The organism is Elusimicrobiota bacterium (genome assembly GCA_016722575.1).
Classification (GTDB): domain Bacteria; phylum Elusimicrobiota; class Elusimicrobia; order FEN-1173; family FEN-1173; genus JADKIY01.
This window is the reverse complement of record JADKIY010000001.1, coordinates 760,571-786,091: the sequence shown is the minus strand read 5'-3', so window position 1 is coordinate 786,091 and position 25,521 is coordinate 760,571. Positions and strand designations below refer to the sequence as shown.

The window sequence follows — 25,521 nt, the reverse complement described above, 5'->3', positions numbered from 1 at the left end:
GGTCAGCTCTTCACCGGGGCCGCCGTCGACGAGGAGGCCGATCCGGGCGCCCGCCAGGCCACCACCCGGTCCCGCCCGGCCCGCTTGGCCTGATACAAGGCGTGGTCGGACTGGGCCATCAAATCGGACAGCGCCGGCCGGCCGGGAAGGTAGGCGCTCACTCCGGCGGAGATCGTGAAGCGGATCAAGGCTTCCCGGTCCCGGAGCGGCGATTCCGCCGTCAGCTGGCGCAGGCGTTCAAACCAGGCGAACACCTCCGGCTGGGAATCCATTTCCATGATGAGGGCGAACTCGTCGCCGCCGAAGCGGCCCAGGGTCACGCCGGGATGGGCCAATCGGCGGACCATCTGGGCCAAGTGGACCAGAACGCGATCGCCGATCACGTGGCCCCAACGGTCGTTCAGCGTCTTGAAGTGATCGATGTCCATCAAGGCGAAAAACAGCGGGGTGTTGTAGCGATGGGACTTTCGGACGGCGTCTTCCAACCGTTCGGTCAGACTTCGCCGGAGGAACGCCCCCGTCAACGCGTCGTAGCGGCTGCGCTCCGTCATCAAATCGTAGAGATCGGCCCGCCGCAGGCCGATGGAAACGAGTTTGCGTTCGATGTTGAATCCTTCCAAGCTGTCCTCCATCCGCTGGGGCTCCACTTCGACCACGCCCATGGCCAGGATGTCCTTGTCCCAGGTGAAAGGGATGAGCAGGCACGTGGACCCGAAGGGTTGGCCGGGAAACGACAGCTGGCGGCCGTTGGCGGCGTAACGCCGAATGCGCCGCGAACGGGCGATGGAGGGGTGCGCGGTCATAAAACGAATCCAATCCTGGGCGTTAAAAATGCCGTCGGTGAAGGCCGTGGTCCAATTGCCGTTCAACTGGCGGCGCAGAATCAGGCACCCTTTGACGCCGGTGCGCTTTTTCCACATGTGGCCCAAGGTCTGAAGAATTTCGCCCGCTTCGAGCTTCGTCGCCATGACCTGCACCAGGGCGAAACGGTTTTGCAGGCGTTCCAGATTGTCCTGCAGTTCGTTTTTCTCCCGGACGATGGCGTCGTGGCGGTGGGCGCTTTTGGAGCGTTGTTCGGACAAATGGGACTTCCGGCGGGCGAATTCCCGCTCCAGTCCGTTCTGGTACCGCCGAAAATAATAGGGCACGAGGGCCGCCAAGCCGTACGTGCCCCAATGGAATAGCAAATCCCAGAGGGCCCCCGCGTCGCCCCAGGCGTGAAAGAGGGCGAAAACGCCGAAAACCGCGGCGATCAGGAAGCCCCGGGCGTCCCGCCAATGGATGGACGCCCACAGCACGGGCGCGGCCCCCCAGAACAAAAGCGCGTGGGCGAGTTCAGGCGTCATAATTGCACACCCGGTTGCGGCCGCTGTTTTTCGCGGCGTAGAGGGCTTCGTCCGACCGCCGGATCAAATCTTCCTCCGCCGTCACCTCGTCTTTCAGGCAGGCGACCCCGGCGGACAAGGTGATTTTGATTTTCTTGGTGCCCCACCGGAAAGGCGTCGTGGCGATGGTCTTGCACAACCGCTGGGTGAACCGAAAGGCGTCGGCGCCCCGGGTGTTGGGCATGAGGACGACAAATTCCTCGCCGCCGTAGCGCGCGACGAAGTCCGTTTCCCGGGCCTGGCCCGTCACGAGGCGCGCCAACCACCGAAGCACTTCGTCGCCGATGTGGTGGCCGTGGAGGTCGTTGACTTTTTTGAAATGGTCGATGTCCAGGAGAACCAGGGTGAAGGGCCGGCCTTTGTGCCGGGCTTTGGCGAATTCCTCTTGAAGCCGTTCGTTGAAATAGCCCCGGGTGTAGACGCCCGTGAGCTCGTCGGAAATCGCCAGGGCTTCGGTCTGGGAGAACCGTTCCGTGTTGCCGAGGGCCAGGGCGATCAAGTCCGAGGCGATGGACGCCAAACGCAAGTCGTGAATTTCAAAGGGCGCGTCGGGGTTTTTGGATTCCAAAAGGATCCACCCCAGGAAATTTTCCCTTCCCTTGACCGGCAGCACGATGACCAGGCCCTGGTCCCAGGTGGGCACGGAGCCGGCGCGGGAGGCCAGAAGGCGCGGTTGGCCCCACTGGAGCATTTTCATGCCCAATTCGTCCTCGGGACTGGGAGCGTCGGGCTTGGGAAACATGTGGAGGGACACCCGGGCCCGGGGGAACATGGCGCCCAAGCCGGTCTGGGCCTTGCCGAGAAGTTCTTCCCGGTGGTAGGGACCGATGAGATCGTCGGTGAAAAGCTGGAGCCGGTCGAAGGCCACGATGCGGGCGCGGCTGTCTTCGATCAAGGCGCGGGTGCTGTCCACGTCCGTCTGGGTGTGGGTCAAATCCATCTCGAGCCCGTCCCACTCCTCGTGAAATCGATTCCACGCGGTTTGACGCCGGCGGTCGAACAGGCTTAACACGGCAAAAACGGTCCAAAGAAGGGCGATGTGGGCGGCGAAGAGCAGGCGGGCCTGGGGCACCGTCGAAAAGAAAAAGCCGAGAAGGCCGAGACCCGTGGCGGAGAGCGCGGCGCCGAAGCTCCAGCCGAGTCCGGCCCCCAAATACAAGAGGAGTTCGAGACCGACAAACAGGGGAAAGACGTCGGCGGCGGGCCAGGGGCCGCGTACCATGGCCCAGACGATGGCCCCGCCGAACAAGGGCAACCCCACCGGGCCCAAAAAAAGGACGACGGTCGGGGCCCAACGGCCCCGCCCCATCAAGGACGCCAACATCAGAGGCTGCGATTCCGGAAGAGACGCCGGGGTCATGGGTGGCACCGTCGGCTCATGTTGTTCCTTCCCGGACGTGGACGCTCATCGGAGCTCCTCCGGCGGCGGGCCTCCCATTCCCGGCCGCCAAAAAAATATCCCGCCCCCGCGCGGCCCTATCGCGACCCCGCCCGGAAACGCGCCGCGTTTCCGGCCGGAGATCCGCGTCGTCGCTGTCAATCGTGATGTCGATGGGTGTCGAGGTCTCGGCTAAACTTCACTTAAGTATACCCCGAATACCGAAATGGTCAATAGCAAAACGTATTTAAAAATAGAGTCGTTTTGCTATAGGCCTTCGATTTTTCAAGGTTCGGCCCCGGGACAAGCCGGCGGAACCGCACGGCCCAGAATCACTCCCGGAGCGGGGAAAAAATTCTCGTTAAATATTCTTGGCCCCGGCCCACTCCTGGGCCTTGGTCAGCAATTGCTGCGTGAGGATCGTCGTGGGAGATTCCGCGTAGGCGCGCAGAAGCGGTTCCGTGCCGCTGGGTCGCAGCAACACCCAGGAACCGTCCACCAGGACCACTTTAAGGCCGTCGGTGTTGCGGGTTTCCTTGACCGCGACGCCGCCCACCTTGGCCGGGATCCGCTTGGTGACGGTGGCCACCCAGGCCGCCTTGTCCACCACCGGCGCTTTGAGCGGGTGATCCACCCGGGAAAATTCGGAGGCCCCGCATTTTTCCGTCAGTTCCTTGCGGAGCACCGACAGGGGCTTTCCCGCCGCCAGCACCGCTTCGACCAACAAGAGGCCCGTCAACAAACCGTCCCGCTCGGGACCCCAGAGCCCCACGCCGTACCCGCCGGATTCTTCCCCGCCCCAGAGCACGCGGGTTTTGGCCATCTGATCGGCGACGTATTTGAAGCCCACCGGCACTTCAACAAAAGGCAACTTGTATTCCTTGGCCAGACGCTCCGAAAGATATCCCAGGGAAACGGCCTGAACCACCGCCCCCTTCATTTTCCGGTTCTCCACCAAATGACGCAGGATGAGGGGGAACACGGCGTGGGGCGGCAGGTAAACGCCTTTTTCGTCCACGGCGCCCAACCGGTCGCCGTCGCCGTCGACGGCCACGCCCAACACGGCTTTCTGGGCGCGCACCGCTTCGGACAACACCGCCAAATTCTTCTCGATGGGCTCCGGCGAAACGCCCCCGAACAGGGGGTCCCGCTCCACGCGGACGGCGCCGCCGCCCAACCCCAACACCGCGCCCACGGCCGCCCACAAAACACCGCCGGTCCCGTGCATGGCGTCAAAAACCACCCGGGTCGAACGCGCTTTTTTCCAGAAGGCCCGGTCCAACCGCGAAACCAAATGGGCGAGATACGGCTTCGACAGGTCCCGCCGTTCCCCCTCCACCATCGGAGGGCGCGGCGTCTCGGGTTCCAGCAGGGTTTCCACCTTGGTCGTAAACAGCGGATCCGCCGAGCGGCCCGGTGGCAGCTTGATTTTAAATCCGTTGTAAGTCGGAGGGTTGTGGCTCGCGGTGATCATGACGCCGGCCCGGGCGCCGGCGCCTTTGAGCGCGAAGGACAGGGCCGGGGACGTGGTCGGGCCTTGCCCGAGGATCACGCGGTGGCCCCGGACCGCCAGCACCGACGCGGCGGCGCGGGCGAACTCCTCCGACAGGAAGCGGTGATCGTGGCCGACCACGACGCGCGACTTCGACGGCAAGGCGCGGGCGAGGGCGTCGGACACGCGCCGCAGATTCGCGAAGGTAAAATCCCGGGCGATCAAGCCGCGCCAGCCGTCGGTGCCGAAAAGTATGGGTTCCATTTTGATGGGGTTCATGAGAGGTCCTCGTTTGGGGTCGGTCAGTCGTCTTTAAATCCCCGGCCCGGGCGGATGAGAATCACCTGCCCCGGTCGGAGTCGATGGGCGTTTTGTATTTTGTTTTCCCGCTGGATGGCCGCCGCGGTCGTGCGGTAACGCCGGGCGATGCGGCCCAGCACGTCGCCCTTCCGCACGGTGTATTTGAGATAGCCGGGCGACGGCGTCCAGTCCTTCACTTTGTTCAGTTCTTCCAAAAAGCGCGCCCGGGTCCCCGCGGGGACGTTGAAGGCGAAACGGGATTCGTTCCGCGGCGTGCACCAAAGGCGGACCGACGGATTGAGTTCCCGCAGCGTCTCCTCCGTCGTCTTGGCGCAGGCCGCCGCGATCTTGAGGTCCAGGGGTTTTTCCAGGATCACCGCGTCCGGCGGGGGCGCCGCGGCGGCGGCCCCGACGTCGAATCCGTAGGCCTTCGCGTTCTCCCCGACCAACACGGCCGCCATGAGCTTGGGCACGTATTGCTCGGTTTCCATGGGGAGGCCTTGCCGTTTGGACAACAGCGCGAAATCCGTCGAACGGGTGAATTCCAAATCGCGTTGAATGCCGTACATGCCCCGGTTGTACGCCGCCAGAGCCAAGTGCCAATCGTCGAACCAATCGTGGAGGCTTTTGAGCGTTTGGAGCGCGGCGTGGGTCGCTTTCGCGGGGTCGCGCCGCTCGTCCACCCAGTAATTGATTTTCAATCCGGCGTATTTGGCCGTGGACGTCATGAATTGCCACATCCCCACCGCCCCGGCCCGGGAGACCGCGAAGGTTTGAAATTCGCTTTCCACGATGGGCAGATACAAAAGCTCCCGGGGAAGGCCGGCCTTTTCAATTTCCGACAAAATCATCCCCCGATGGCGGGCCATGCGCCGCAACGCGTCTTGAAACCGTCCGCGCAGGGGCCCCGTGTAGAGACCGATGAATTTTTTCACGAGCGGGTCTTCCGGGTCCAAATGGATGGCGTAGCTTTTGGTGGACGAGACCACGGGCTCGACCACCGGCGCGGCGTTGAGTTCCTCCTGGGTCACGGGCTGGACTTCCGTGGCCGGGGGGCAATCCCCGGGCCGGGGCAGAGGGCCCACGTCCGCCATATTCAAAAAGGTCGCAATTTCGCTGCGCATGTCCAGGACGGCGGCGTCGTCCGCCTGGTCGGCCAAGGTCTTCAGCGTGCGGCTGTAGCGGCGACGGGCCGTGCGAATATCGCCCGACGCTTCGGCCGCCAGACCCTCCTGGAAAAGGTTTTCGGCGCGTTCCAACCAGGAAGGCTTTTCGGTCAACGTTTCGGTCTCCGTCGACAACGTGATGACCTCCGTCGTTTGAACGCCGGGGGCGATGGCGCCGGCGTCCGGGGCGGCGTCCTCGGCCCGCACGGCCGAGGCGCCCGCGCCCAACGCCACAAAAACGAGAACGAGGCCCCGTCTCACAGGGGGGCCCGCCGGATGTCGGCGCCCACGGCGCGCAGCTTTTTTTCCAGGGCTTCGTAGCCCCGATCCAGGTGATAAACCCGGAGCACTTTGGTGACCCCCCGGGCCGCCAGGCCGGCCAGCACGAGCGCCGCGCCGGCCCGCAAATCCGAACACATGAGCGGGCAACCCGACAGGGACGCCACGCCTTCCACCGTGGCGCGGGAGCCGCGCACGTCCACCCGGGCCCCCAAGCGCTGAAGTTCCTGGGCGTGAAGAAACCGGTTTTCAAAAATAGATTCGGTGATCACGCTTTTGCCCCGGGTGACGGCCATGAGGGCCATCCACTGGGCTTGCATGTCCGTTGGAAAACCGGGGTAGACCTTTGTCGTGATGGACACGGGGCGGAGCGGCCGGGTCCAACGGGCCACCAAATCCGACCCGTCGGCGCGCACCCCGAGGCCGGCTTTTCGGAGCGCCGCGAGGACCGCGGTCAAATGGTCCGCCCGGGCGTCGATCACCCGAAGGTTTCCCCGGGTGATGGCGGCGGCGATCAAAAAGGTGCCGGCTTCGATCCGGTCCGGAATGACGCGATGGTGGACCCCGCCCAGGCGCTCGCGTCCGTCGATCACCAGGGTGTCGGTCCCGGCGCCCGCCACCCGGGCGCCCATGCCGATCAACATGTCGGCCAAATCGGTGATTTCGGGTTCCCGGGCGGCGTTTTTGAGCACCGTTCGGCCTCGGGCCAAGGCGGCGGCCATCAGGACGTTTTCGGTGGCGCCCACGCTGGCGAAAGGAAGCCGAAGGGTTTTTCCCCGCAATCGTCCCGCCGCGGCCACGTAGCCTTCCTGGACGGTCACCTTGGCGCCCAGGGTTTCGAAAGCCTTTAAATGAAAATTGATGGGCCGGGCGCCGATGGCGCACCCACCCGGCAGGGACACGTGAGCCCGTCCCAGGCGGGCCAAGAGGGGGCCCAGGACGACGGCGCTGGCCCGCATGCGGCGAACCAAATCGTACGGCGCCTTGTGTTGCAAAGCGCCGCGCCGGCGAACCGTCACCGTGCCCCGCTCAAAAGTCACTTTCTTGCCCAAGCGTTCCAACAGACGCACCGCCGTTCGGATGTCCTGAAGGTCCGGCACGTTGGTCAATTCGCAAGGATCGTCGGTCAACAACGTGGCGAAAAGGCAGGGCAGGGCGGCGTTCTTGGAACCCGACACCCGCACGCGGCCCGCCAAGCGGCGGCCGCCCCGAAGAACAAACCCGTCCAAACGCATCATCGCACGCCCCCCACGTACCGGTCGATGCCGGCGAAATCCTTCTCCAATCGCACGTCGCTGAAGGAGCCGCGCAACAGCGCGGCCACGGCCTCGGCTTGGCCTCGCCCCACTTCCAGGTACACCGCCCCGCCGGAACGAAGAACGCGGGCGGCCTGGGGAACAAAGCGTCGAATCACGTCCAGCCCATCGGAGCCGCCCAACAGGGCGCGCCGGGGTTCCTGGCGGACTTCGGTGGCCAGGCCGGACCATTCCCCGTCTTCCACGTAGGGCAGATTCGCCAGGAGACCGTCCACGGATTGGTCGTCGATCCCGTCCAAGAGATCGCCCTGTCGAAATTGAATTCGGTTCTCCACGCCCAATCGGCGGGCGTTCCACCGGGCCACGGCCAGGGCCGCGGCCGAAAGATCGATGGCCGTTACCCGCGCATCGGTCCACTGCCGGGCCGCGGCCAGAGCCAACACCCCGGAGCCGGTGCCGCAATCGACCCAATGCGCCGGGCCTTTGGCCCCCGAAACGGCGTCCCGGGCGCGGACGGCCCCATCCGACGATCTGGGACTGCCGCTAGCGCGGACGGCCCCATCCGACGATCTGGGACTGCCGCTAGCGCGGACGGCCCAGTCAAAAAGACCTTCGGTCTCGGGCCGGGGGATGAGAACGTCCGGGGTGACGGTGACGGTGAAATCCAGGAAATCCCATTCCCCGATCAAATGGGCCAGCGGGGTGCCCGCGACCCGGCGGACCGTCCACTGATCAAGAAAAATGGAAGCCTCCGGGCTCAAGGGGTCCCGAAGACGGGCGGGCAGGGTGTCTTTGGAAAAGGCGGCGGCGCGGGCCACAAGCTCCAAAGCCTCCCGTTCGGCGTTGGAAACGCCCCGGTCCGACAATCGCTGGGTCGCGCGCTTAATTCCGTCGCCGATGGTGGGCGTCATTGGGGCGTTTCCAAGGCGGCCAGCTTCTGGGCCTTTTCCGCTTCGGCGAGAGCCTGGAACATGTCGTCCAAGCCCCCCTCCAAAATGCGGGGCAGGTTGTGGAAATTCTGATTCAAGCGGTGATCGGTCACCCGGTCCTGGGGAAAATTGTAGGTGCGGATTTTCTCCGTGCGTTCCCCGGACCCGACTTGGCTGCGGCGCAGGTCCCGGCGCTGGGCGTCCACGCGTTCCTGTTGCGCCTGGTACAATTTGGTTCGAAGCATGGCGAAGGCCTTGGCCCGGTTTTTCATTTGGCTCCGCTCGTCCTGGCAAGCCACGACGACGCCCGTCGGCAGGTGGGTGATGCGGACGGCGGATTCGGTTTTGTTCACGTGCTGGCCGCCCGCCCCCGAGGCGCGATAGACGTCGATGCGCAGGTCCGCCGGGTTGATTTGTATGTCCACGTCGTCGGCCTCCGGCAAAACGGCCACGGTGGCGGTCGACGTGTGGACCCGCCCCGACGCTTCGGTGTCCGGCACGCGCTGAACCCGGTGAACGCCGCTTTCGTTTTTGAATCGTCCGTAGGCGCCCAATCCGCGGAGTCCGAAAATTATTTCCTTGTACCCCCCCAACCCCGTGGGGCTGGACGAATAGGGCTCCACCGCCAGGCCCCGGTCGGCGGCGTAACGGGTGTACATGCGGTAGAGATCGCCGGCAAAGAGCGCGGCCTCGTCCCCCCCGGTGCCCGCCCGGATTTCCACGATGACGTCGCGTTCGTCCTGGGGGTCCCGGGGCAATAGGAATTCCTCCAGCTCGCGGGTGAGCGCGGCTTCGCGGCCGCGCAGGGTGAGAAGCTCTTCCTCCACCAAGGCGCGGAGATCGGCTTCGTTGGATTGGAGCAGCGGTTGGGATTTTTCGATGTCGGATTCCACGCGGCGGAGCTCGGCCGCTTTGGCCGCGGCCGGTTCCAAACGCTTGTACTCCCGGGCCAACGCGTTGTACTCCGGCGTGCCTTGAAAGGCGGGATCGGCCAGGCGGTGTTGCGCCTGGGCGTAACGCTCGACCAGTTGTTGGAATTTGGGGTTCATGAGACCCCGGCCGCCCCGGTCACCGGGGGCGGCCGACGGACGGAGAGCTACTTACCGGCCTTAACGGCGGTTTTTTCGCTTTTGGGTTTCGGTTTGTTGGCGCCGGCCTTGGGCGCGGTGCGGAGGACCTTGTCGGCTTTTTTGGCCGCGGGACGGGCCGGAGCGGCCGCTTTTTTGGCGGCGGGCTTGCGGACGATCGTCTTGCCCCCGGTGGCGGCGTAACGCTTCTCAAAGCGCTCCACGCGACCGGCGGTGTCCACGAGTTTTTGCCGGCCCGTGTAGAACGGGTGGCAGGCGGAGCAAATTTCAAGACGGATCTGGGACGCGGTGGACCGCGTCACAAAGCTGTTCCCGCAGGCGCAGGCCACGGTGACGGTATTGTAATTGGGGTGAATGCCTTCTTTCATTTCAACCTCTCTATGGGGGAGACGTGTTTCCAACAAAAAGCCCCGGCGGGCAAAGCCCCGCGGGGCGTCAGGGAATGGCTTATTATACCTAAAAAATGAACTTTTTGGGGTTGAGGGAATTGCCGAAACGGTCCCGCACTTCGAAGTGGAGGTGGGGCCCCGTGGCCAACCCCGTGGCGCCGACCCGGCCCACCGGGTGGCCCTTGGTCACGCGCTGGCCCTCGGCGACGTCAATTTGGGAAAGATGGCCGTACCAGGTGCGCAGACCGCCCTGGTGTTTGATGATCACGAGTTTGCCGTAGCCGCCCCGCCACCCGCAAAAAATGACGGTGCCTTCCCGCGAGGCTTTGACGGGAAAACCGAAGGGGCGGGGCATGTCGAGGCCCGTGTGGAAACGCCGGGTTCGGAGCAACGGATGGCGGCGGACGCCGAATCCGGAAGAAATCATACGCCGACCGGGAACCCAGGCGACCGGGACCATGTAATCGGTGAATCGCAAGCGCACTCCCGGCAAGAAAAGCACGCTGCCGTCCGCCAATTCGAAATCGCCGAGCAAGGCGACCCCGGGAAGCCGATTGGCCCGGGCGATCTCCACCGCCGACCGATTGTAACGCTGGGCAATCTGCCGAAGGCTTTCGGGCCGTCCTTTTTTCTCCCGGACTTGATAAAGCATGCCTTTGCCGCTGTGAACCAGCAGGGTTTTGCCGGGCGGGAGCTTGGTGGATTCCAAATGGTTGGTGCTTCGGAGGTAGTCCGCCGTTGAACCGTAGGTGGCGGCGATGCTCGCGAGAGTGTCCTGGGGCCGGACTTCGTACTGGCCGACGACCACGCGACCCATATCGCTTAAGGTTTGAAAGGTTTCCGGGGAGGGCCCGGCGGGCCCGCGCGCCACGGTCAGCAGGTAGGATTCCGAGAACGCCGGAGATTCGCCCGCGCTGAATTGAAACGACGCTCCGCCCACCGGCGCCAGGGTGACCACCAGCGCCGCGGCCGCGAAAATGCCTCCCACCAGGACATCGGTTTGTCGACGCATAAGCTCTCGTTAAGGATACCCCGAATTTCGAAAAATTACAACGGAAATCGGGGGGCCGGGACCGCCGAAACCGGCCGTGTTCTCGCTTATTTCTCCATGCTGGACAGTTCCATGGACCGCAGGAAATCCTTGTTGGACTTCGTCGCCCCCACCTTGTCGATGAGGAGTTCCATGGCGTCCACCGGCGAGAGGCTGGAGAGCACTTTGCGGAGAATCCACACTTTATTGAGCTCGTCCGGGGAAAGGAGCAATTCTTCTTTCCGGGTGCCCGACCGGTGGATGTCGATGGCGGGAAACACGCGGCGGTCGGCCAGTTTCCGGTCCAAATAAACTTCCATGTTCCCACGGCCTTTGAATTCTTCAAAGATCACGTCGTCCATCCGGCTGTTGGTTTCGACCAGCGCGGTGGCGATGATGGTGAGCGACCCGCCCTCTTCGATGTTCCGGGCGGCGCCGAAGAACCGCTTCGGCCGCTCCATGGTGTTGGCGTCGATGCCGCCCGACAGCACGCGGCCGGAACTCGGGGTGACCGAGTTGTAGGCCCGGGCCAGCCGGGTGATCGAGTCCAGCAGGATCAAAACGTCCTTGCCGCACTCCACCTGCCGGCGGGCTTTTTCCAACACCATCTCGGCCACCTGCACGTGGCGGTCCTGGGGTTCGTCGAAGGTCGAGCTGATGACCTCGCCCTTCACGCTCCGCTGCATGTCGGTGACTTCTTCGGGGCGTTCGTCGATCAACAGGACGATCAGGTCGATTTCGGGGTGGTTCTCCGTGATGGAGTTGGCGATCTTCTGAAGAAAGATCGTCTTGCCGGTCCGGGGCGGGGCGACGATCAACGCGCGCTGGCCTTTGCCGATGGGCGTCACGAGGTTCAGAATCCGGGTGTTGATCTCGTCTTTTTTGGTTTCCAGGTTGATCCGGTTTTGGGGGTAAAGGGGCGTCAGATTGTCGAAGAGAGGCCGGTGAATGGCTTTCTCGACGGGCTCGCCGTTGATGGTCTGGACCTGCAACAAGGCGAAAAAGCGCTCCTGGTCCTTGGGCGGTCGGACCTGGCCGGTGACGGTGTCGCCCTTGCGCAGGCCGAACTTCTTGATCTGGCTGGGCGAAATATAAATATCGTCCGGACCCGGCAGGTAATTGTAGTCGGGGCTCCGCAAAAAACCGAAACCGTCTTGAAGCACTTCCAACACGCCGCCCTTCACGATCGCGCCGTTGTTGGAATCCCGGGCCTGGGCTTCCAGAATGCGCGCGATGGCCTCCTGTTTCCGCATGCCGGCGACGGCGGGGATTTTCAAATCCTCGCCGATCTTGATGATTTCGGACATGGACGCCTTGGTCAGGGCCTCGGCGTTCAGGGGCTTGTGGGTCCCGCCGGCGGACGCCGGGTGGGGATGGGGGGTGTGGGTGTGTGACTCCATGAAGCGCTCCTTAGAGTTGGGGGATGGGGCGACTGTGTTTTAAGATGAAACAGCGGAAAAACCCGCGGTCGCGCCGTGCGCGCCGTTGGGGATGTTCACCTCGGGATGGACAACGGAATTGGGAAGAGCATCTCGGTGGGTTTTTCCGCACTCATTATACACGCCCGACGATCCGTGTCAAGGGTTTTCCCGGGTTCTGGACCGCCGCCGACAAAAAAGGTACAATTCACCGACGGAAAAAAGGAGAACTCCATGGTTCACGTGATTGAAACCCAAGCCACCCCCAACCCCGATTCACTCAAATTCATCACCGACGCCGCGTTGGTCGCCAAAGGCGCGCTGTCCTTTGAATCGACCGACACCGCCAAGGGCCACCCCTTGGCCGAAGCGATTTTCGCCTCGGGCCCCGTGGCCTCGGTGTTCGTCATGGACCGGTTCGTCACGATCACCAAATTTCCGGACGCCGACTGGCCCTTGATCAAACCCCGGCTCGTGGCCGCCATCGAAACCACCGCGGCGCCGACCGTCGCCGAGGGCGCGGCCGCGGCAACGGGCTCCACGGACGAAAAACTGGCCCTCATCAACGCGGTGATCGATGAGAACGTGCGCCCGGCCTTGGCCGGAGACGGCGGGGGGTTGGAAGTGTTGGAATTTTCGGACAACGTGTTGACGGTGCACTACCAGGGGGCCTGCGGAAGCTGCGCCAGCGCGACCTCGGGAACCCTTTACGCCATCCAAAACCTTCTCCAGCGGATGGTGGACCCCAAGATTCAGGTGGTGTCGGTTTAAATTTTCGGTGGCGCCATGTCCTCGGCGGCCCAGCGTTGGGGGTCGTAGGGGGCCAATTCGGCGGGGGTGAAAAAGAGCGCCGTTTCCCGCTGGCCGCTGGCGGGGGAGTCCGAGGCGTGGATCAAATTTCGGCGATTGTCCGTTCCCCAGGTCGCCCGAAGGGTTCCCGGCGCGGCTTTTCGGGGGTCCGTGGCGCCCACCAGGGCCCGAATGCGGGCGATGGCGTTCTCCCCCGTCCACGCCGTGACTACGAAGGGCCCCGAGGTCATAAACTTCATCAAACCGTCGTAAAAAGGTTTCCCGCGATGTTCGGCGTAGAATTCGGACATGGTCGGCACCGTGGGACGAACCATTCGGACCGCCAACAGGCGAAACCCTTCCTCCTCCAGCCGGCCCAATATCTTCCCCACCAGGGCTTTCCCCACCCCGTCGGGCTTGACGATGACGCAGGACAGTTCCGCGCTCACCAGGCCCACCCGATCGTAATCCAATGGGTCGATCCGATGTCGCCGAAGGGCACGTAGGCGTAGTCCACCGTCATTTTGTTCCGTTTAACGCCCAAACCCAAGGCGAATCCTTCCCCCCCGCTCACGTCGGCACGGCGGCTGTTGTAGCCGGTCCGGAGGGCCACGCCCCAGGGCTCGGCCATTCTTAATCGATACTCCGTCCCCAGGGACCATTCGGTGTCCCCGTCCTTGGGAAATCCAAAATCCAACGCCACGTCCCAGGGGTCCTTCACGCTGTACGTCCCGCCCGCGCGGATCATCCGCGGCAGGTCGCTTTTCTCCGTCTCATACTTCAAACTCCCAATGAGGTTCTGTCCCACCAGCGCCAGCCGCAGTTTCTTTTGCAGCAGGGGCCTGGACTCGATCCCCAGGTCCAGGGTGATCGTGCTCGCGCTGTCCACCAGCTTCGACCGAATGTATTTCACGGCCCCGCCCACTTTCAAATACTTCAGCGCACGGCCATACCCCGCCGTCAGGGCCAAGTCGCTTGGCGTAAAGCTCCCCACCGTCGCCCCCGTCGTGTCCAATTCGTCGATCTTCCCCGCCGAAAAATACCGAACCCCCACCCCGAACGCCCCCGCCTTCGTCGCCCGGGCGTAGGTCAGGTCTTCCAGGGCGCTTTCGTCCACGTAGATCCCGTGGGTCAAACCCACTCCCTGCCCCTTAAACCGCCCCAAACTCGCCGGGTTCACGCCAAGGCCTTGGGATCCGTCGACCAACGCCAGCCCCGCTTCCCCCAACCCCGCCAGCCGACTCGAGGAGGGCAGGTTTAAAAACCCCGCCGTCGAACTTCCGTCCCCGGCGAAGGCCCCTCCCACCCCGAGGACCATCCCGATCGTCGCTAAAAAAAGTTTTCTCATTGTTCCGGCTTCATTCAAGGGAATTCTCCTCACCGCTGAATCACGATTTTAAAGGTCTTCGTGTCCCCGCCCGACGTCGCCAACCCGCAATACACGCCGCTCGGCACCGAGGTCCCCCCGGCGTCCTTGGCGTCCCAGGTTAAAGAACCGAAGGCGTCGGCCATCAATTCTCGGACCTCCCGTCCATCCAGGGCATGGATTTTCACCGCAGCCCCCGCCGGCAATCGATCGATGGTCACGGACGAATTTCCCGCCGTTGACCGAAAAGGGTTGGGATACGCCCGCACCGTCGCGGGGCCCGCGTAGGAGGGGAACGGAAAAACCTGGTGCACGACGACCCGACAGTTCGGAGAACCCTCCCCCACCCAGAGCCGCCGGGAGGAAACATCAAAAAAGCAAGACACGGGGTCGCTGACCCCCGCCGCGGAGGTGGCCAAATTCGACGTAAGGAAATCCGGCTGACCCAGGACGCCCACGGCGTCTTCGCCATCGTCCAAACGGTTAACGTCAAAGACGAGGACACGCGCGTTGACTTCGTCCACGACAAACAGGGAACCGCTGGCGGGGTCGAAAGCCGTTCCCAGGGGGTTGTTGAATCGATTCCGGTTGGGGCCTCCGGGCGAAGTCCCAGCAAAAGTGGCCTGACCCAGAACCCCCACGGCCGGTTCCCCATTGACCACGGACGCCGCGTCGAACACCAGAATTCGGTGGGCCACCGAGTCCGAAACGAACAATCGTCGAGATTTGGAATCGTAGCTCAAGCCGTACGGGGCGACGAAATGCCCTTGATCGGCGGCGCTCGTGTAGGAAACGAAATCCGATTGCCCCAAAACGGCCGCCGCCGAAAGGCCGGTGGCCACCGCGGCCAGGTCGAAAACGAGAACACGGCGGTTGCCGACATCGCCGACGAACAAACGACGTCCGTCCGCGTCGTACGCCAAGCCCTCGGGATCCGACATCCCATCGACGGTTCGAGTGGCCCCCGACAGTCCGAACCCCGTCTGTCCCAGCACGGCCGTCGCGTCCATCCCGTTTGTCGGCGATGACACGTTGAACACCAACACCCGATTGTTGCCGGCGTCGGCCACGTAGAGCCGTTCCCGGGAGGAATCGACCGCCACGGCCCACGGACCGCTCATCGAATGCGCGGTGTTCCCGGAGGCGTTCGCCGAGAAGTTCGGTTGCCCCAAAACAACGTCGGCGGTCCGATCTTCCAGACCGTTTTCCGCGTTCAGGTTAAAAACGAGCACCCGATGATTTTGGGCGTCGCTCACGAACAAACGGTGGGCGACCGGATCCAACGCCAGTCCGGCCGCGAGCCGAAACCCGCGGGCGTTCGGCGTGGCCCTTGACTGTTGTTGATCCCGCTTTGGGTAAAAACGGGGGCTCCGGATACGTCCACCTGACCCAACAGATCAAAGGCGGCTTGTCCGTCCTGCAACGCCCAAAGGCGCCCCGCCGTCCAACAGACAATTCCGGCGAGGAACGCGCCCCGAACGATTGCGAAGCGCCGCGTTGATCGACCCGGGAGGACCCCGGCGGCCCGGGTCATTTCTTCATGGCCCGAATGATGGCATCGCCCATTTGGCTCGTACCGACGGCGGTGGGATCGGTGGGTTGGGGCTTGAGATCGTAGGTCACCGACTTTCCTTCGGCGATCACGGCGGCGATGGCGGCTTCGAGTTTCTGCGCCGCGGCTTTTTCGCCCAGGTGCTCCAGCATCAAAACGCCGGAGAGCAGGACGGCCGTGGGGTTCACCTTGTTCATCCCCTTGTATTTGGGGGCGGAGCCGTGGACCGCCTCAAAAAGCGCGATGTCCTTGCCGTGATTGGCGCCCGGGGCGATGCCCAGGCCGCCGATCAAGCCGGCGCAGAGGTCCGAGAGGATGTCGCCGTAGAGGTTCGGCAGGCAGATCACGTCGTAGAGCTCGGGCTTTTGCACCAACTGCATGCACATGTTGTCGATCAGCCGTTCCTCGTATTCGATGCCGGGGTATTTTTTGGCGACTTCCTGGGCGACCTGGAAGAAGAGGCCGTCGGTGTACTTCATGATGTTGGCCTTGGTCACGGCGGTGACTTTCCGCCGTTTGTGGGCCACGGCGTAGTCGAAGGCGAATTTCACGATCCGTTCGGTGCCCGTGCGGGAGATGGGCTTGATGGAGATGGCGGCGTCGGGAAAAATTTTTCCTTTGGCCCAGCCGATGATTTCCTTCGCTTCCTTCGTTCCGGCCTCGTATTCGACCCCGGCGTAGAGATCTTCGGTGTTCTCCCGAACCACGACCAAGTCGATCTTCTCGTAGCGGGACCGGACGCCCGCGTAGGACTTGCAGGGGCGGAGGCAGGCGTAGAGGTCGAGTTCTTTTCGGAGGGCGACGTTGACCGAGCGAAACCCCGTGCCGATGGGAGTCGTGAGGGGGCCTTTCAGGGCGACTTTGTTTTTCCGGATGGAGGCCAGCACGTTATCGGGGAGCGGGGTGCCGTATTTTTCGACGACATCGGCCCCGGCCTCCACGACGTCCCAAGCGATTTTGACGCCGGTGGCGTCCAACACTTTCTGAACCGTGGCGGAGATTTCGGGCCCCGTGCCGTCGCCGGGAATGAGCGTTACGTTGTGGGTGGTCATGGGAGATGTCCTTTGGAAGAAAAGTTGATGAAAAACATTTTAGCGAATTCTTAGGCGTTCGACGCGATGAAACGGCGCAGGCGGTCCTCGGCCGCCGCGTCCTCCAGGGACGAGGACAGGCGCCGGAGCCCCAGGGGTTCGATCAGATAGAGGATCCAATCCACGAGGCGGCCGCGGACGTCGTCCAAAATACGGTCGCGGTCCCGGGTGAAAATCTGAACCGTCCCCACCGTTCGTCCCGCCCATTGGGAACGCGTCCAACTCAGGAGGCGGCGCAGGCTGACGCGGCCGTCCTGGGCGACGGCGTCGGCGTGGACCACGACAAGCCGTTCGGCCAGGCTCCGGAGCGCGGCGTCCCGGAGATCCGCGGGAGCGCCGGGGGCCTCCTCGGCCAGCCGGTACTGAAGTTCCGACGACAGTTGGCGGGCGGTGGCGTTCTCGAAACCCGCCCCGTCCAGGAGAACGACGGGGGCGAATCCGGCCGACGTCCCTTGACGCCCACGCTCGAGCAGGGAGCGGACCAGTTCGCCGGCGGCCAGGGAATCGCGCAGGGAGTCGCGCACATGGAAAACCCCCACGACCAGGCCCTTGGCGTCCGGGGCTTCCCGGGCGGCGAACGCCGTGGTCAAAACGGCGAGACGGCCGTAGCCCTCGTCAAAGGCGTGGGCGTAGACCATCAACAAATCGGCGGCAAAGGCGGTCCGCTCCGCTTCTTTTCCGGGAACGGGCGTCACGCCGGCTTCTTCCAACAGAGCGAACAAGGTGCGCGCCAGAGACGGAAAACGCTCCACGGCGCTTTGCGCCCGGGCGCGGAGGAGCGCGTCCGGCGCGGCCGGTCGCACGGCCCCCCCGCGAAGGGCGGCCAGCTGACCGGCTTCCCGGCCCACGGAACGCGCGAGCCCCAACACAAAATCCGACAACGCCCGCACCCGGGGAGCGCGTTTGCTTCCCAACGGGAAGAACTCCCCTTGGCGGTCCCGGGCCCGGAAATAACGGGCCAACAGGCGCAGGGCGTCGATTTTTTCCTTCAAGGAAACTTCCGCGAGCCGCTCCGCCCAGGCCCGGGGCTCGGGCACGTCCAGGGAACGAAGCCGCGCGGTCAAACGATTCACGTCCTCCAAAATCTCCGAGGCCGAGGGGCCGGTGGTTCCCAACAAATACGGCGAGAGGCCGAAATCGGAAAAGAATCCCTGGCGTCCCTGCTCGATGGTCCGATTGGTCGACAACGGACGCACGCGCACGGCGGCGGCCGCGTCGGCCGGCGTCCACGCGGGGCCCCGGAGGCGGCTCCGATCGATTTCCACGTCCACCAAGTTTCCGTTCAACAAACCGTTTTCGAAGGTCTGCACGGGGTCGATCCACCGTCGGCGCTCAAGGACCAAATCCAGGCGCAAATCCTCGCCCTCCTCGCGAACCAACGCGTGGGCTTCGCTGAAGGAAAGGTCCGGGTCGGTCAAGAGCGCGTCCCACTCCCGCACCGTGTGGCGCAACACCGAGGCCATGACCGTGGTGTCGGCCAAGGCGGCCGCCTGAAGCGTCACCCAGGGAGCGGCCGCGTTCCGACCCCACGACACTTGAACCAACGCGTGGTCCATCGCGCGATCGGCCAGAGCCGCCGAACGCGAAGCCGAAAACTGAAGGGTTCGGGGTTGCCCGTTCAAAAGAACATGGACGGTGGCCCCGCCGGGGTCCCCCGGCAACGCCGGGCGGAGGTCCACGCCGACGACGGACAACGGCGGCACGCCGGGGCCCAGGCGCGGCAACGACTCCCGCAGGGCTTCGGTCCAAGCCCGGTCCCAGGGCATTCCGTGGGCGAGGGCCAGGCGGTGGAAGAGGGCGGACCGGACGCCCAACGGAGCGTTTCGAAGGAGGAGGCCGACCCACCGGCGCTCCTCGTCCAAAAGAAGGCGTTCGCGCAAATTCTCGGTCCACCGGGCCAGGCCGCTCCAACCGGTCCAACGGGCGGCGCGGTTTATTTCCAGCAACCCGAAAGAAGCCACGCCGCCCGTGGCTTGTCCGACGGACCAGAGGCTCCGGGTGCCGAGCGCCGCCAACCGGCGGCCCATCCATTCGTCCAACCCGGGGCTCCAGGGGGACACCAGGGAACTTCGAAAAACCGCCAACCCTTGGCGAACCGGAATACCGATCAATTTCCGCCATTCGTCCTTCGCCCACGCGCGCCATTCGGCGGCGGCCCGCTCGAAAACCAAATCGACCACCGTCGAACCGTCCGGCGAAAAGGTCACCACCGCCGTCCGTCGGTCCGGGCCCGCGGGCCCGGCCAACGCCAGGGGCAGCCGAAGTTGCGGTCCCCCTTCCGGCGCGCGAACGAGGGTCAGCCCCCCGACGCCCACCGTCAAATCCAGGGGCGGCGTCAGATCGGCGGCCCGTTCCTGGGCGGTTTGCGCCAGGGCGTTCAATCGATCGCGCCCTTCCGGGGAGAACCGGGCCAAGGACACGCGTTGGCCCGGGGCAAGAGGACCGGCCTGGGCGTCCACGGCCGCCCCCGCGAGGGACACCGCGGCCAGGGCGCCCGCCAAGAGTCCGCGGGCCCGCTCCGAGGCGCCGGGCGCGTCGTCCAGCGGGTCGGCCGCCAAAACGAGCGGGCGGTGGAGGGCCCGACGGGCGCCGGACCACATTCGATCGACGGGGGAAGACCCGGGGCGAAAATCGTCCAACGAAGCCGCCGACGATCCCAAGGCGCGGGGCACGAGCCCGATGTAACCCACCCCGCGACCCAAAAGGGCGTCCCGAACGCCGGGGCCGTGGAAACCGCCGGCCACCAGCACGACGACGGACGGGGCGCCCGCGGGCGCGGCGTCCTCAAAGGTTTCGATCAACCGGTCGGCCAAGGCCCCGTTCCGGCGTTCGGCCAAGGAATAAAACAACGCGCTCCGCCGAACGCTTTCCGCGACGGAGGGAACGTCCGTCCGCGACCAGTCGGCCACGCGCTCGGCCCATTGCTCCAACTCTTTTTGCCGTTCTTGCAGACGCGGCAGATCCCCCGGCAAAAGGCCGAACGCCGTCAAGCGGCGGATCAAGCGAAGGTCCTCCCCGGCCGCCAGGAGCTGACGCGCCCCGTCGTCCGTCGCGAGGGCGGCCCGCCGCGCGGCCGCGAGGGCGGCCAGTTCTTCGTGAAGGCGCGCGGGATCGATTTTTTCCGCCTCGGCTCGGGAGGTTTCGTAGGCGGCGTAGGCGGGGAATTCCGACCAGGAAACGCCGTGCGAGGCGGCCAACGCGGTCAACGCGGCGTGAAATAAATCGGGGGCGCCGCGTCCGAGGCGGTGGTCCAACCCGGCGCGCATCAAATCCCGGGTTTCCGACGGGGACAAAAGGGGCGCCAACCGCTCCACGAGGCGCACGCGCTCTTCGGCCACGCGCTCGGGACGAACCCGGCGCTCGATGTCCAACACGCGCCGCAGGCGGCGAACCGTCGGGCCTTCCCCCCCCGCCGATTCGGGCGACGAGAGGGCGCTCACGTAGGCCGCCAGGGGCAGGGCCCCGGCTTCGTAGGCGTCGGAATTCCGTTCCAGGGCGAGGAGGGCCGGGGGCAGCTTTTTTTCCCGAAGACCCTCGAAAACTCGGACGACGGCGGCCAAACGGGCGGCATCGGCCTCGCGGCGCGGCAAAGCGTCCCGCAGGACGGCGACGTTTTCCCGGTACAAATCCGGATCTTCCGCCCCGCGCAGACGCGCGTCCCGGGCCGTGGTTAGGCCGAAGGCCTCGGGGCCGGACAACACGTTGTGGCGGAGCAACAGGTCCGCCGCGCGGGCCCGGGCCCGATCGTCGGCGAAAGCCCGGAAGGCGGGGAGCTCAAAAGCGCCCGCGGCGCCCTCCAGGACCACCGGCAGGGGCCCCGGCCGGGAAGCCGCCAGCTGCTCCAGGAGGCCCGCCACCCGACGCTGGGCTTCCTCCACGTCGTGCAAATCCTGAATGTGGATGACGACCCGCCGGGGCGCTGAATTCGGAAAACGAACGTCCCGCACGTCGCCGTCCATTCCGACCGTGGAGCGGACCCAGGCCGGCAACAGGCCGGGACCCGGGATCGACGCACCGGCCGCGGCCTCGGTGGGGCCGAAAATCCGGCCGCTCCAGGCCTCCTCGGCCGACGGGAGAACGGCCTTCAGGGAATCGGCCGCGGGGGCGATCTCGTCGGCGAACCGGGAACGGGCGGCGCGGCGGCGATCGGACCACAAATCGTCCGCGGCGAGGGGCCCGATGGAAGTCAAAAAGACGGAGGCCGCCATCCCCAGACGCCAGACGGGCCGAACGGGGTTCGAGAACGATCGATGGGGGGGGCGGACTCGACGGCGGTTCATAGAGCCTTAGTATAGAAGGTCCGGGGGAAAGAACCGGGGAAGGGTTTGTAAATGTTTTGTAAAAGGAAAGGCTTTTATTTTTTTATCGCCTCTAGAAATCGTCCTATTTCTCGAGCCAAGTCCTGGAGAGTCCCGCGGTTATCGATCACGTAATCCGCCCGCCGTTTTTTTTCCGCCAGGGGCATTTGGACGGCTTCCCGACGGCGAGCGTCCGACGCGGTCAACCGGCCGCTTCGAACCACCCGCCGATACCGCAGAGGCCAAGGCGCCCAAACCACGGCGGTCGCGTCGGCCAAACGGTGAAGGCCGCTTTCAAAGAGAAGCGGAACGTCGAGCACAAGCAACTTGGGGCGCCGGGCGATCGCCCGGCGGATTTCCCGCGCGACCAGCGGATGAAGAATTCCCTCCAGTCGGCGTCTTAAGGGGGGGTCGGAAAAAATAACGGCGGCGATTTTTTTTCGGTCCAGGGGACGCCCCGGACCCCCGCCCCCCGGGCCGAACAAGCGGACCACCCGGGCGTGGGCCGCGCCGCCCGGCGCCAAAGCCCGCCGGACTATTCGATCCGCGTCCACCACCGGGATTCGCCGGGCCCGCAGGGCCGCCGCCACCGTGGATTTTCCGGAGCCCAACCCGCCGGTCAGGCCGATCACGCGAATCTTTTTTTTCATTCTTGGCACCTCGCGCAAAAAACCGTTCCCCGCCCGTTCACTTTCACGCCCCGCAGAACCGAGCGGCAGCGGGGGCAGGGCCGCCCCGCCTTTCCGTAAACGTTCAGGGTCGCCCGGGCTTGACCCCGCTCGCCCCGGGCGTCCCGGTAGTCCCGAAACGACACGCCCCGGTGGCGGAGACCGTCCGACAGGACCCGGCGGATGTTTGCCACCAACGGTGGAATCTCCGAGGGGGAAAGTCGCCCGCAACGGCGCGTGGGCCGAACGCCCGTCAAAAACAACGCCTCGGTCACGTAAATATTCCCCAACCCGGCAATCCGGTGTTGATCGAGCAGGGCGGATTGCACGCGGGCGTCCGACCGGCGGAGCGCCCGCCCCCAGGCGTCGACGTCGAAATCCTCCAGGGGCTCCGGTCCCAGGGCGGCCAGAGCGGGGTCGTCGGCCAAAGCGTCCACGGTCCAGAGCTCCCCGAAACGGCGCGTGTCGCAATAATTGAGCACCGTCGGCGTTCCCCGAAATTCGAGAACGACCCGGGCCCGGGCCGACGGCGGCCCCCAGATCAATTGGCCGGTCATCCGCAAATGGGCCAGCAAAACTCCGTCCGACAAAACGATCGCCAGGTATTTTCCCCGTCGCCGGACGTCGGCGATCCGTCGGCCGACGAGGCGCCCGGCGAAGTCCCCGGGTTCGACGGCGCGCCGCGGCGCTCCGTCGGGGCCGAACCCCTGGACCGCCCGGGGATCCCGAACCCGGACGGCCAAGATGGTTTGGCCCGCCAACAGCGCGGCCAAGTCCCGGCGAATGGTTTCGACTTCGGGAAGTTCAGGCACGGGGCCTTTCCCGCGGCCGGCCGTTCACGCGCCGGCTCTCTCTTTTTTCAAGTCCGCCCAATTGGGGCCCGTCTTCACGTCCACGACCACGGGAACGTCGAGCGGCACGGCGGACTCCATCACCCGTTTCACCGCCGGGGCCAACGTCGACAATTCCCCCGGGGGAGCTTCGAAAAGCAAATCGTCGTGAACCTGGAGCAACAGGCGGGCCCGCCCGCCGCTTTTGGCCATCCACGCCGCCACCTCCCGCATGGCCACCTTGATCAGGTCCGCGCTGGTCCCCTGGATCGGGGTGTTCATGGCCGTGCGCTCGGCAAAGGCGCGCAGGTTGCCGTTGGAAGCGTTGATCTCCGGGAGGTACCGTCGGCGGTGGAGAAGCGTGGTGACGTAGCCGTCCTTCCGCGCCCGCGCCAAGGTGGCTTCCACCCAGTCTTTTACGCCCGCGTATTTCTCCAGGTAGCGCCGGATGTAATCCTGGGCCTGGGGGAGAGGAAGGCCCAGCTGCTGGGACAGCCCGAAGGGGGTTTGACCGTACACGATGCCGAAGTTGACCGACTTGGCGACGCGCCGTTGCTCATCGGTGACGGGGGCGTCGGCCCCGAGGTCGAAAATATCCCGGGCGGTCGCCGCGTGAATGTCCTCCCCCCGGCGGAAGGCCCGGACCAGCGCGGGGTCCCCCGACATGTGGGCGAGCACCCGAAGATCGATCTGGGAGTAATCCGCCGACAGAAAAAGATTCCCCTCGGCGGGCACGAAGGCCCGGCGGATTTTACGGCCTTCCTCCGTTCGGATGGGGATGTTTTGAAGATTGGGATCGCTCGAGGACAACCGCCCCGTGGCGGCCACGGCCTGGTTTAATCGCGTGTGAACCCGGTGGGTTTTGGGATCGACCAGTTCCAGGAGTCCGTCGACGTAGGTGGATTTGAGTTTCGCCAGTTCCCGGTAGGCCACCATCCGGGCGGGCAGGGGGTGCCGGTCCGACAATTTCCGCAGGACTTCCTCGTCCGTCGAATACCCCGTTTTGGTTTTCCGCACCACCGGCAATTTCAATTTTTCAAAAAGCACGACGGCCAATTGTTTGGGCGAATTGACGTTGAAGGTTTCCCCGGCCAACCCGTGAATCTCTTTTTCCAGGCCCGACAGGGCGTCGCCGAACTCCCGGGACAGTTTTTGCAGGTAGGGCACGTTGAGCCCCAGCCCCGCGGTTTCCATGTCCGCCAGGATGCCCACCAGGGGCATTTCCACGTCATAAAAGAGCCGTTCCATTTTCTGGTCTCGAAGGTCTTTTTCCATCAACGCCTTGAGACGCAAGGTGACTTCGGCGTCGGCGCCGGCGTAGGCCGCGGCCCGCTCGATGGGCACTTGGTCCATGGTAAGCGCCTTGACGCCGGAACCGATGAGATTTTCAATGGGCGTCATGGACTCGCCCAACAAATCCAACGCCAGGGTTTTTAAGCCGTGGTTCGGGCGGGACGGATTGAGGCAATAGGACGCGACCAGCGTGTCGAAGGCGACACCGGCCAGGGGCAACCCGTGGCGCTCCAACACGTGCCCGTCGAATTTGAGGTTTTGTCCCACTTTGGGAATTTTCGGGTCGGCCAACGGGGGGCCGAGAACGGGGCGAATTTTGTCCAGGGGCCAGGAGGGCGGCTCCCCCAGAAGGCGATGGCCGACCGGGACATACCAGGCTTCCCCGGGCCGCGTGGAGAGGGCGATCCCGACCAACGCACAGGCGAAGGGGTCCAATCCGGTGGTTTCCACGTCCACGGCCAATTGATCGGCGCCCCCAATGTCCGCCGCCAGGTCTTTTAAATCCGCGGGGGTGAGGACGGTACGGACCCGCCGTTCCACCGGCGGGGCGGCCGCCGCGGGCGCGGGGCGGGCCGGAAGTTCAACCGCCGCCGAAACACCGTCGGTCCGGGTCCCGGACGGACGGACCGCGGGGGTCGGGCGCGGCCCGCCACCCAGTTCGACCAACAGGGAATTAAATTCATACCGCCGCAGAAAATCCATCAGCGCGGGCCGCGACCCCTCGGGCGGACGGCAATCGGCGGGTTTATCGTCGATGGGGGCCTCCCGGTCCAACACCACCAACCGGCGGCTCATCTCGGCGTCGTTCCGGTGGTCCAGAAGTTTTTGTCGGACTTTTTCCGGGACCCGGTCGGGTTGGCGGTAGATCGCCTCCAGGGTGGCGAATTCTTGTAAAAGCTTGGTCGCCGTCTTTTCCCCCACGCCGGGGACGCCGGGCACGTTGTCCGACGCGTCCCCCGTCAAGGCGAAATAATCCACGAGCTGGTCGGGCCGCAGGCCGTATTTTTTCTCCACCTCCGCCGGGGTGTAGACGATGTTTTTGGCCTCGTTCAAGACCGAGACGCGGTCGTCCACGAGCTGAAGGGCGTCCTTGTCCCCGGTGACGACCAACACGTCAAAACCGTCCCGCACCCCCCGCGCGGCCAGGGTGGCGATCAAATCGTCGGCTTCGTAGCCGGGTTTGACGACCATCGGCAGCCCCCAGGCCCGAACCAGGTCCTGGGCGAGGGGCAGCTGAAACTTCAGGTCCGGCTCAATCTCTTTCCGGTGCGCCTTGTACTCGGCGTAGGCCCGGTGGCGGAAGGTCGGCCCGGGCGCGTCGAAACAAACCGCCACGCGGTCGGGTCGGTTCTCCCGGAGAATTTTGATCAGCAGCTTGGCGAAACCGAAGAGGGCGCCGGTGGGCTCGCCCCGGGAATTCGTCATCGGACGGCCCATCCGCGACAGGGCGTGGTACGCCCGGTGGAGATAGCCGTGGGCGTCGATGAGGCAGAGGGTTTGGCGGGCGGGACTTGTCACGGTTGT

Annotated in this window: 19 protein-coding genes; 1 reads left to right on the top strand and 18 read right to left on the bottom strand. The window is 64.9% G+C overall.

Translation table 11 applies throughout. From position 1 onward, the window contains the following. Window positions 1-2: 2 nt before the first annotated feature. From IPP68_03495 to rho, 10 genes are all read right to left on the bottom strand, one after another. Complete coding sequence (locus tag IPP68_03495) at window positions 3-1,346, bottom strand: GGDEF domain-containing protein (GenBank protein ID MBL0349428.1); 1,344 nt, start codon at window positions 1,344-1,346, stop codon at window positions 3-5. Further along, entirely contained in the window at window positions 1,336-2,745 is a 1,410-nt protein-coding gene (locus IPP68_03490) for a GGDEF domain-containing protein (GenBank protein MBL0349427.1), read from the bottom strand. The genes IPP68_03495 and IPP68_03490 overlap by 11 nt, the downstream gene beginning before the upstream one ends. 379 nt (window positions 2,746-3,124) lie before the next feature. Further along, window positions 3,125-4,534, bottom strand: a complete 1,410-nt coding sequence (locus IPP68_03485) for a phosphoglucomutase/phosphomannomutase family protein (protein MBL0349426.1) — start codon at window positions 4,532-4,534, stop codon at window positions 3,125-3,127. Between the two features lie 23 nt (window positions 4,535-4,557). Then, window positions 4,558-5,982, bottom strand: coding sequence for a transglycosylase SLT domain-containing protein (locus tag IPP68_03480; GenBank protein MBL0349425.1), 1,425 nt, complete (start codon window positions 5,980-5,982; stop codon window positions 4,558-4,560). After that, window positions 5,979-7,229 carry a UDP-N-acetylglucosamine 1-carboxyvinyltransferase gene (murA, locus tag IPP68_03475; protein ID MBL0349424.1) on the bottom strand — a complete coding sequence of 417 codons (1,251 nt, stop codon included), beginning with the start codon at window positions 7,227-7,229 and terminating at the stop codon, window positions 5,979-5,981. The genes IPP68_03480 and murA overlap by 4 nt, the downstream gene beginning before the upstream one ends. Before the next feature lie 5 nt (window positions 7,230-7,234). After that, window positions 7,235-8,167 (bottom strand): peptide chain release factor N(5)-glutamine methyltransferase, encoded by a 933-nt coding sequence (prmC, locus tag IPP68_03470; GenBank protein ID MBL0349423.1) that lies wholly within the window; start codon window positions 8,165-8,167, stop codon window positions 7,235-7,237. Beyond that, a complete protein-coding gene (gene prfA / locus IPP68_03465) occupies window positions 8,164-9,234 on the bottom strand; it encodes a peptide chain release factor 1 (GenBank protein ID MBL0349422.1) in 1,071 nt (356 codons plus the stop codon). Before prfA ends, prmC begins: the two co-directional genes overlap by 4 nt. 47 nt (window positions 9,235-9,281) lie before the next feature. After that, complete coding sequence (rpmE, locus tag IPP68_03460) at window positions 9,282-9,641, bottom strand: 50S ribosomal protein L31 (GenBank protein ID MBL0349421.1); 360 nt, start codon at window positions 9,639-9,641, stop codon at window positions 9,282-9,284. 88 nt (window positions 9,642-9,729) lie between these two features. After that, window positions 9,730-10,674, bottom strand: a complete 945-nt coding sequence (locus IPP68_03455; protein ID MBL0349420.1) for a M23 family metallopeptidase — start codon at window positions 10,672-10,674, stop codon at window positions 9,730-9,732. 86 nt (window positions 10,675-10,760) lie between these two features. Then, entirely contained in the window at window positions 10,761-12,092 is a 1,332-nt protein-coding gene (gene rho, locus IPP68_03450; protein MBL0349419.1) for a transcription termination factor Rho, read from the bottom strand. A 252-nt stretch (window positions 12,093-12,344) separates the two neighbouring features. On the opposite strand from rho, the gene IPP68_03445 reads away from it, so the two are divergent. Next, window positions 12,345-12,881 (top strand): NifU family protein, encoded by a 537-nt coding sequence (locus IPP68_03445; GenBank protein ID MBL0349418.1) that lies wholly within the window; start codon window positions 12,345-12,347, stop codon window positions 12,879-12,881. Here IPP68_03445 and ndk read toward each other — a convergent pair. The 8 genes from ndk to polA form a co-directional block, all read right to left on the bottom strand. Beyond that, window positions 12,878-13,348, bottom strand: coding sequence for a nucleoside-diphosphate kinase (gene ndk / locus IPP68_03440; GenBank protein ID MBL0349417.1), 471 nt, complete (start codon window positions 13,346-13,348; stop codon window positions 12,878-12,880). The genes IPP68_03445 and ndk overlap by 4 nt on opposite strands. Next, the gene (locus IPP68_03435; protein MBL0349416.1) at window positions 13,345-14,247 is read right to left on the bottom strand and encodes a PorV/PorQ family protein; all 903 of its coding nucleotides are present in this window, start codon (window positions 14,245-14,247) and stop codon (window positions 13,345-13,347) included. The genes ndk and IPP68_03435 overlap by 4 nt, the downstream gene beginning before the upstream one ends. Before the next feature lie 29 nt (window positions 14,248-14,276). Next, window positions 14,277-15,548, bottom strand: a complete 1,272-nt coding sequence (locus IPP68_03430; protein ID MBL0349415.1) for a hypothetical protein — start codon at window positions 15,546-15,548, stop codon at window positions 14,277-14,279. Window positions 15,549-15,795: 247 nt separating this feature from the next. Beyond that, on the bottom strand, window positions 15,796-16,869 hold the full coding sequence (locus IPP68_03425; protein MBL0349414.1) for an isocitrate/isopropylmalate dehydrogenase family protein: 1,074 nt from the start codon (window positions 16,867-16,869) through the stop codon (window positions 15,796-15,798). Window positions 16,870-16,919: 50 nt separating this feature from the next. Beyond that, on the bottom strand, window positions 16,920-21,188 hold the full coding sequence (locus IPP68_03420) for a hypothetical protein (protein MBL0349413.1): 4,269 nt from the start codon (window positions 21,186-21,188) through the stop codon (window positions 16,920-16,922). Between the two features lie 74 nt (window positions 21,189-21,262). Then, the gene (locus IPP68_03415; protein MBL0349412.1) at window positions 21,263-21,856 is read right to left on the bottom strand and encodes a dephospho-CoA kinase; all 594 of its coding nucleotides are present in this window, start codon (window positions 21,854-21,856) and stop codon (window positions 21,263-21,265) included. Next, entirely contained in the window at window positions 21,853-22,686 is an 834-nt protein-coding gene (mutM, locus tag IPP68_03410; protein ID MBL0349411.1) for a bifunctional DNA-formamidopyrimidine glycosylase/DNA-(apurinic or apyrimidinic site) lyase, read from the bottom strand. Before mutM ends, IPP68_03415 begins: the two co-directional genes overlap by 4 nt. A 24-nt stretch (window positions 22,687-22,710) precedes the next feature. Further along, the gene (gene polA / locus IPP68_03405) at window positions 22,711-25,515 is read right to left on the bottom strand and encodes a DNA polymerase I (protein ID MBL0349410.1); all 2,805 of its coding nucleotides are present in this window, start codon (window positions 25,513-25,515) and stop codon (window positions 22,711-22,713) included. Window positions 25,516-25,521 lie beyond the last annotated feature (6 nt).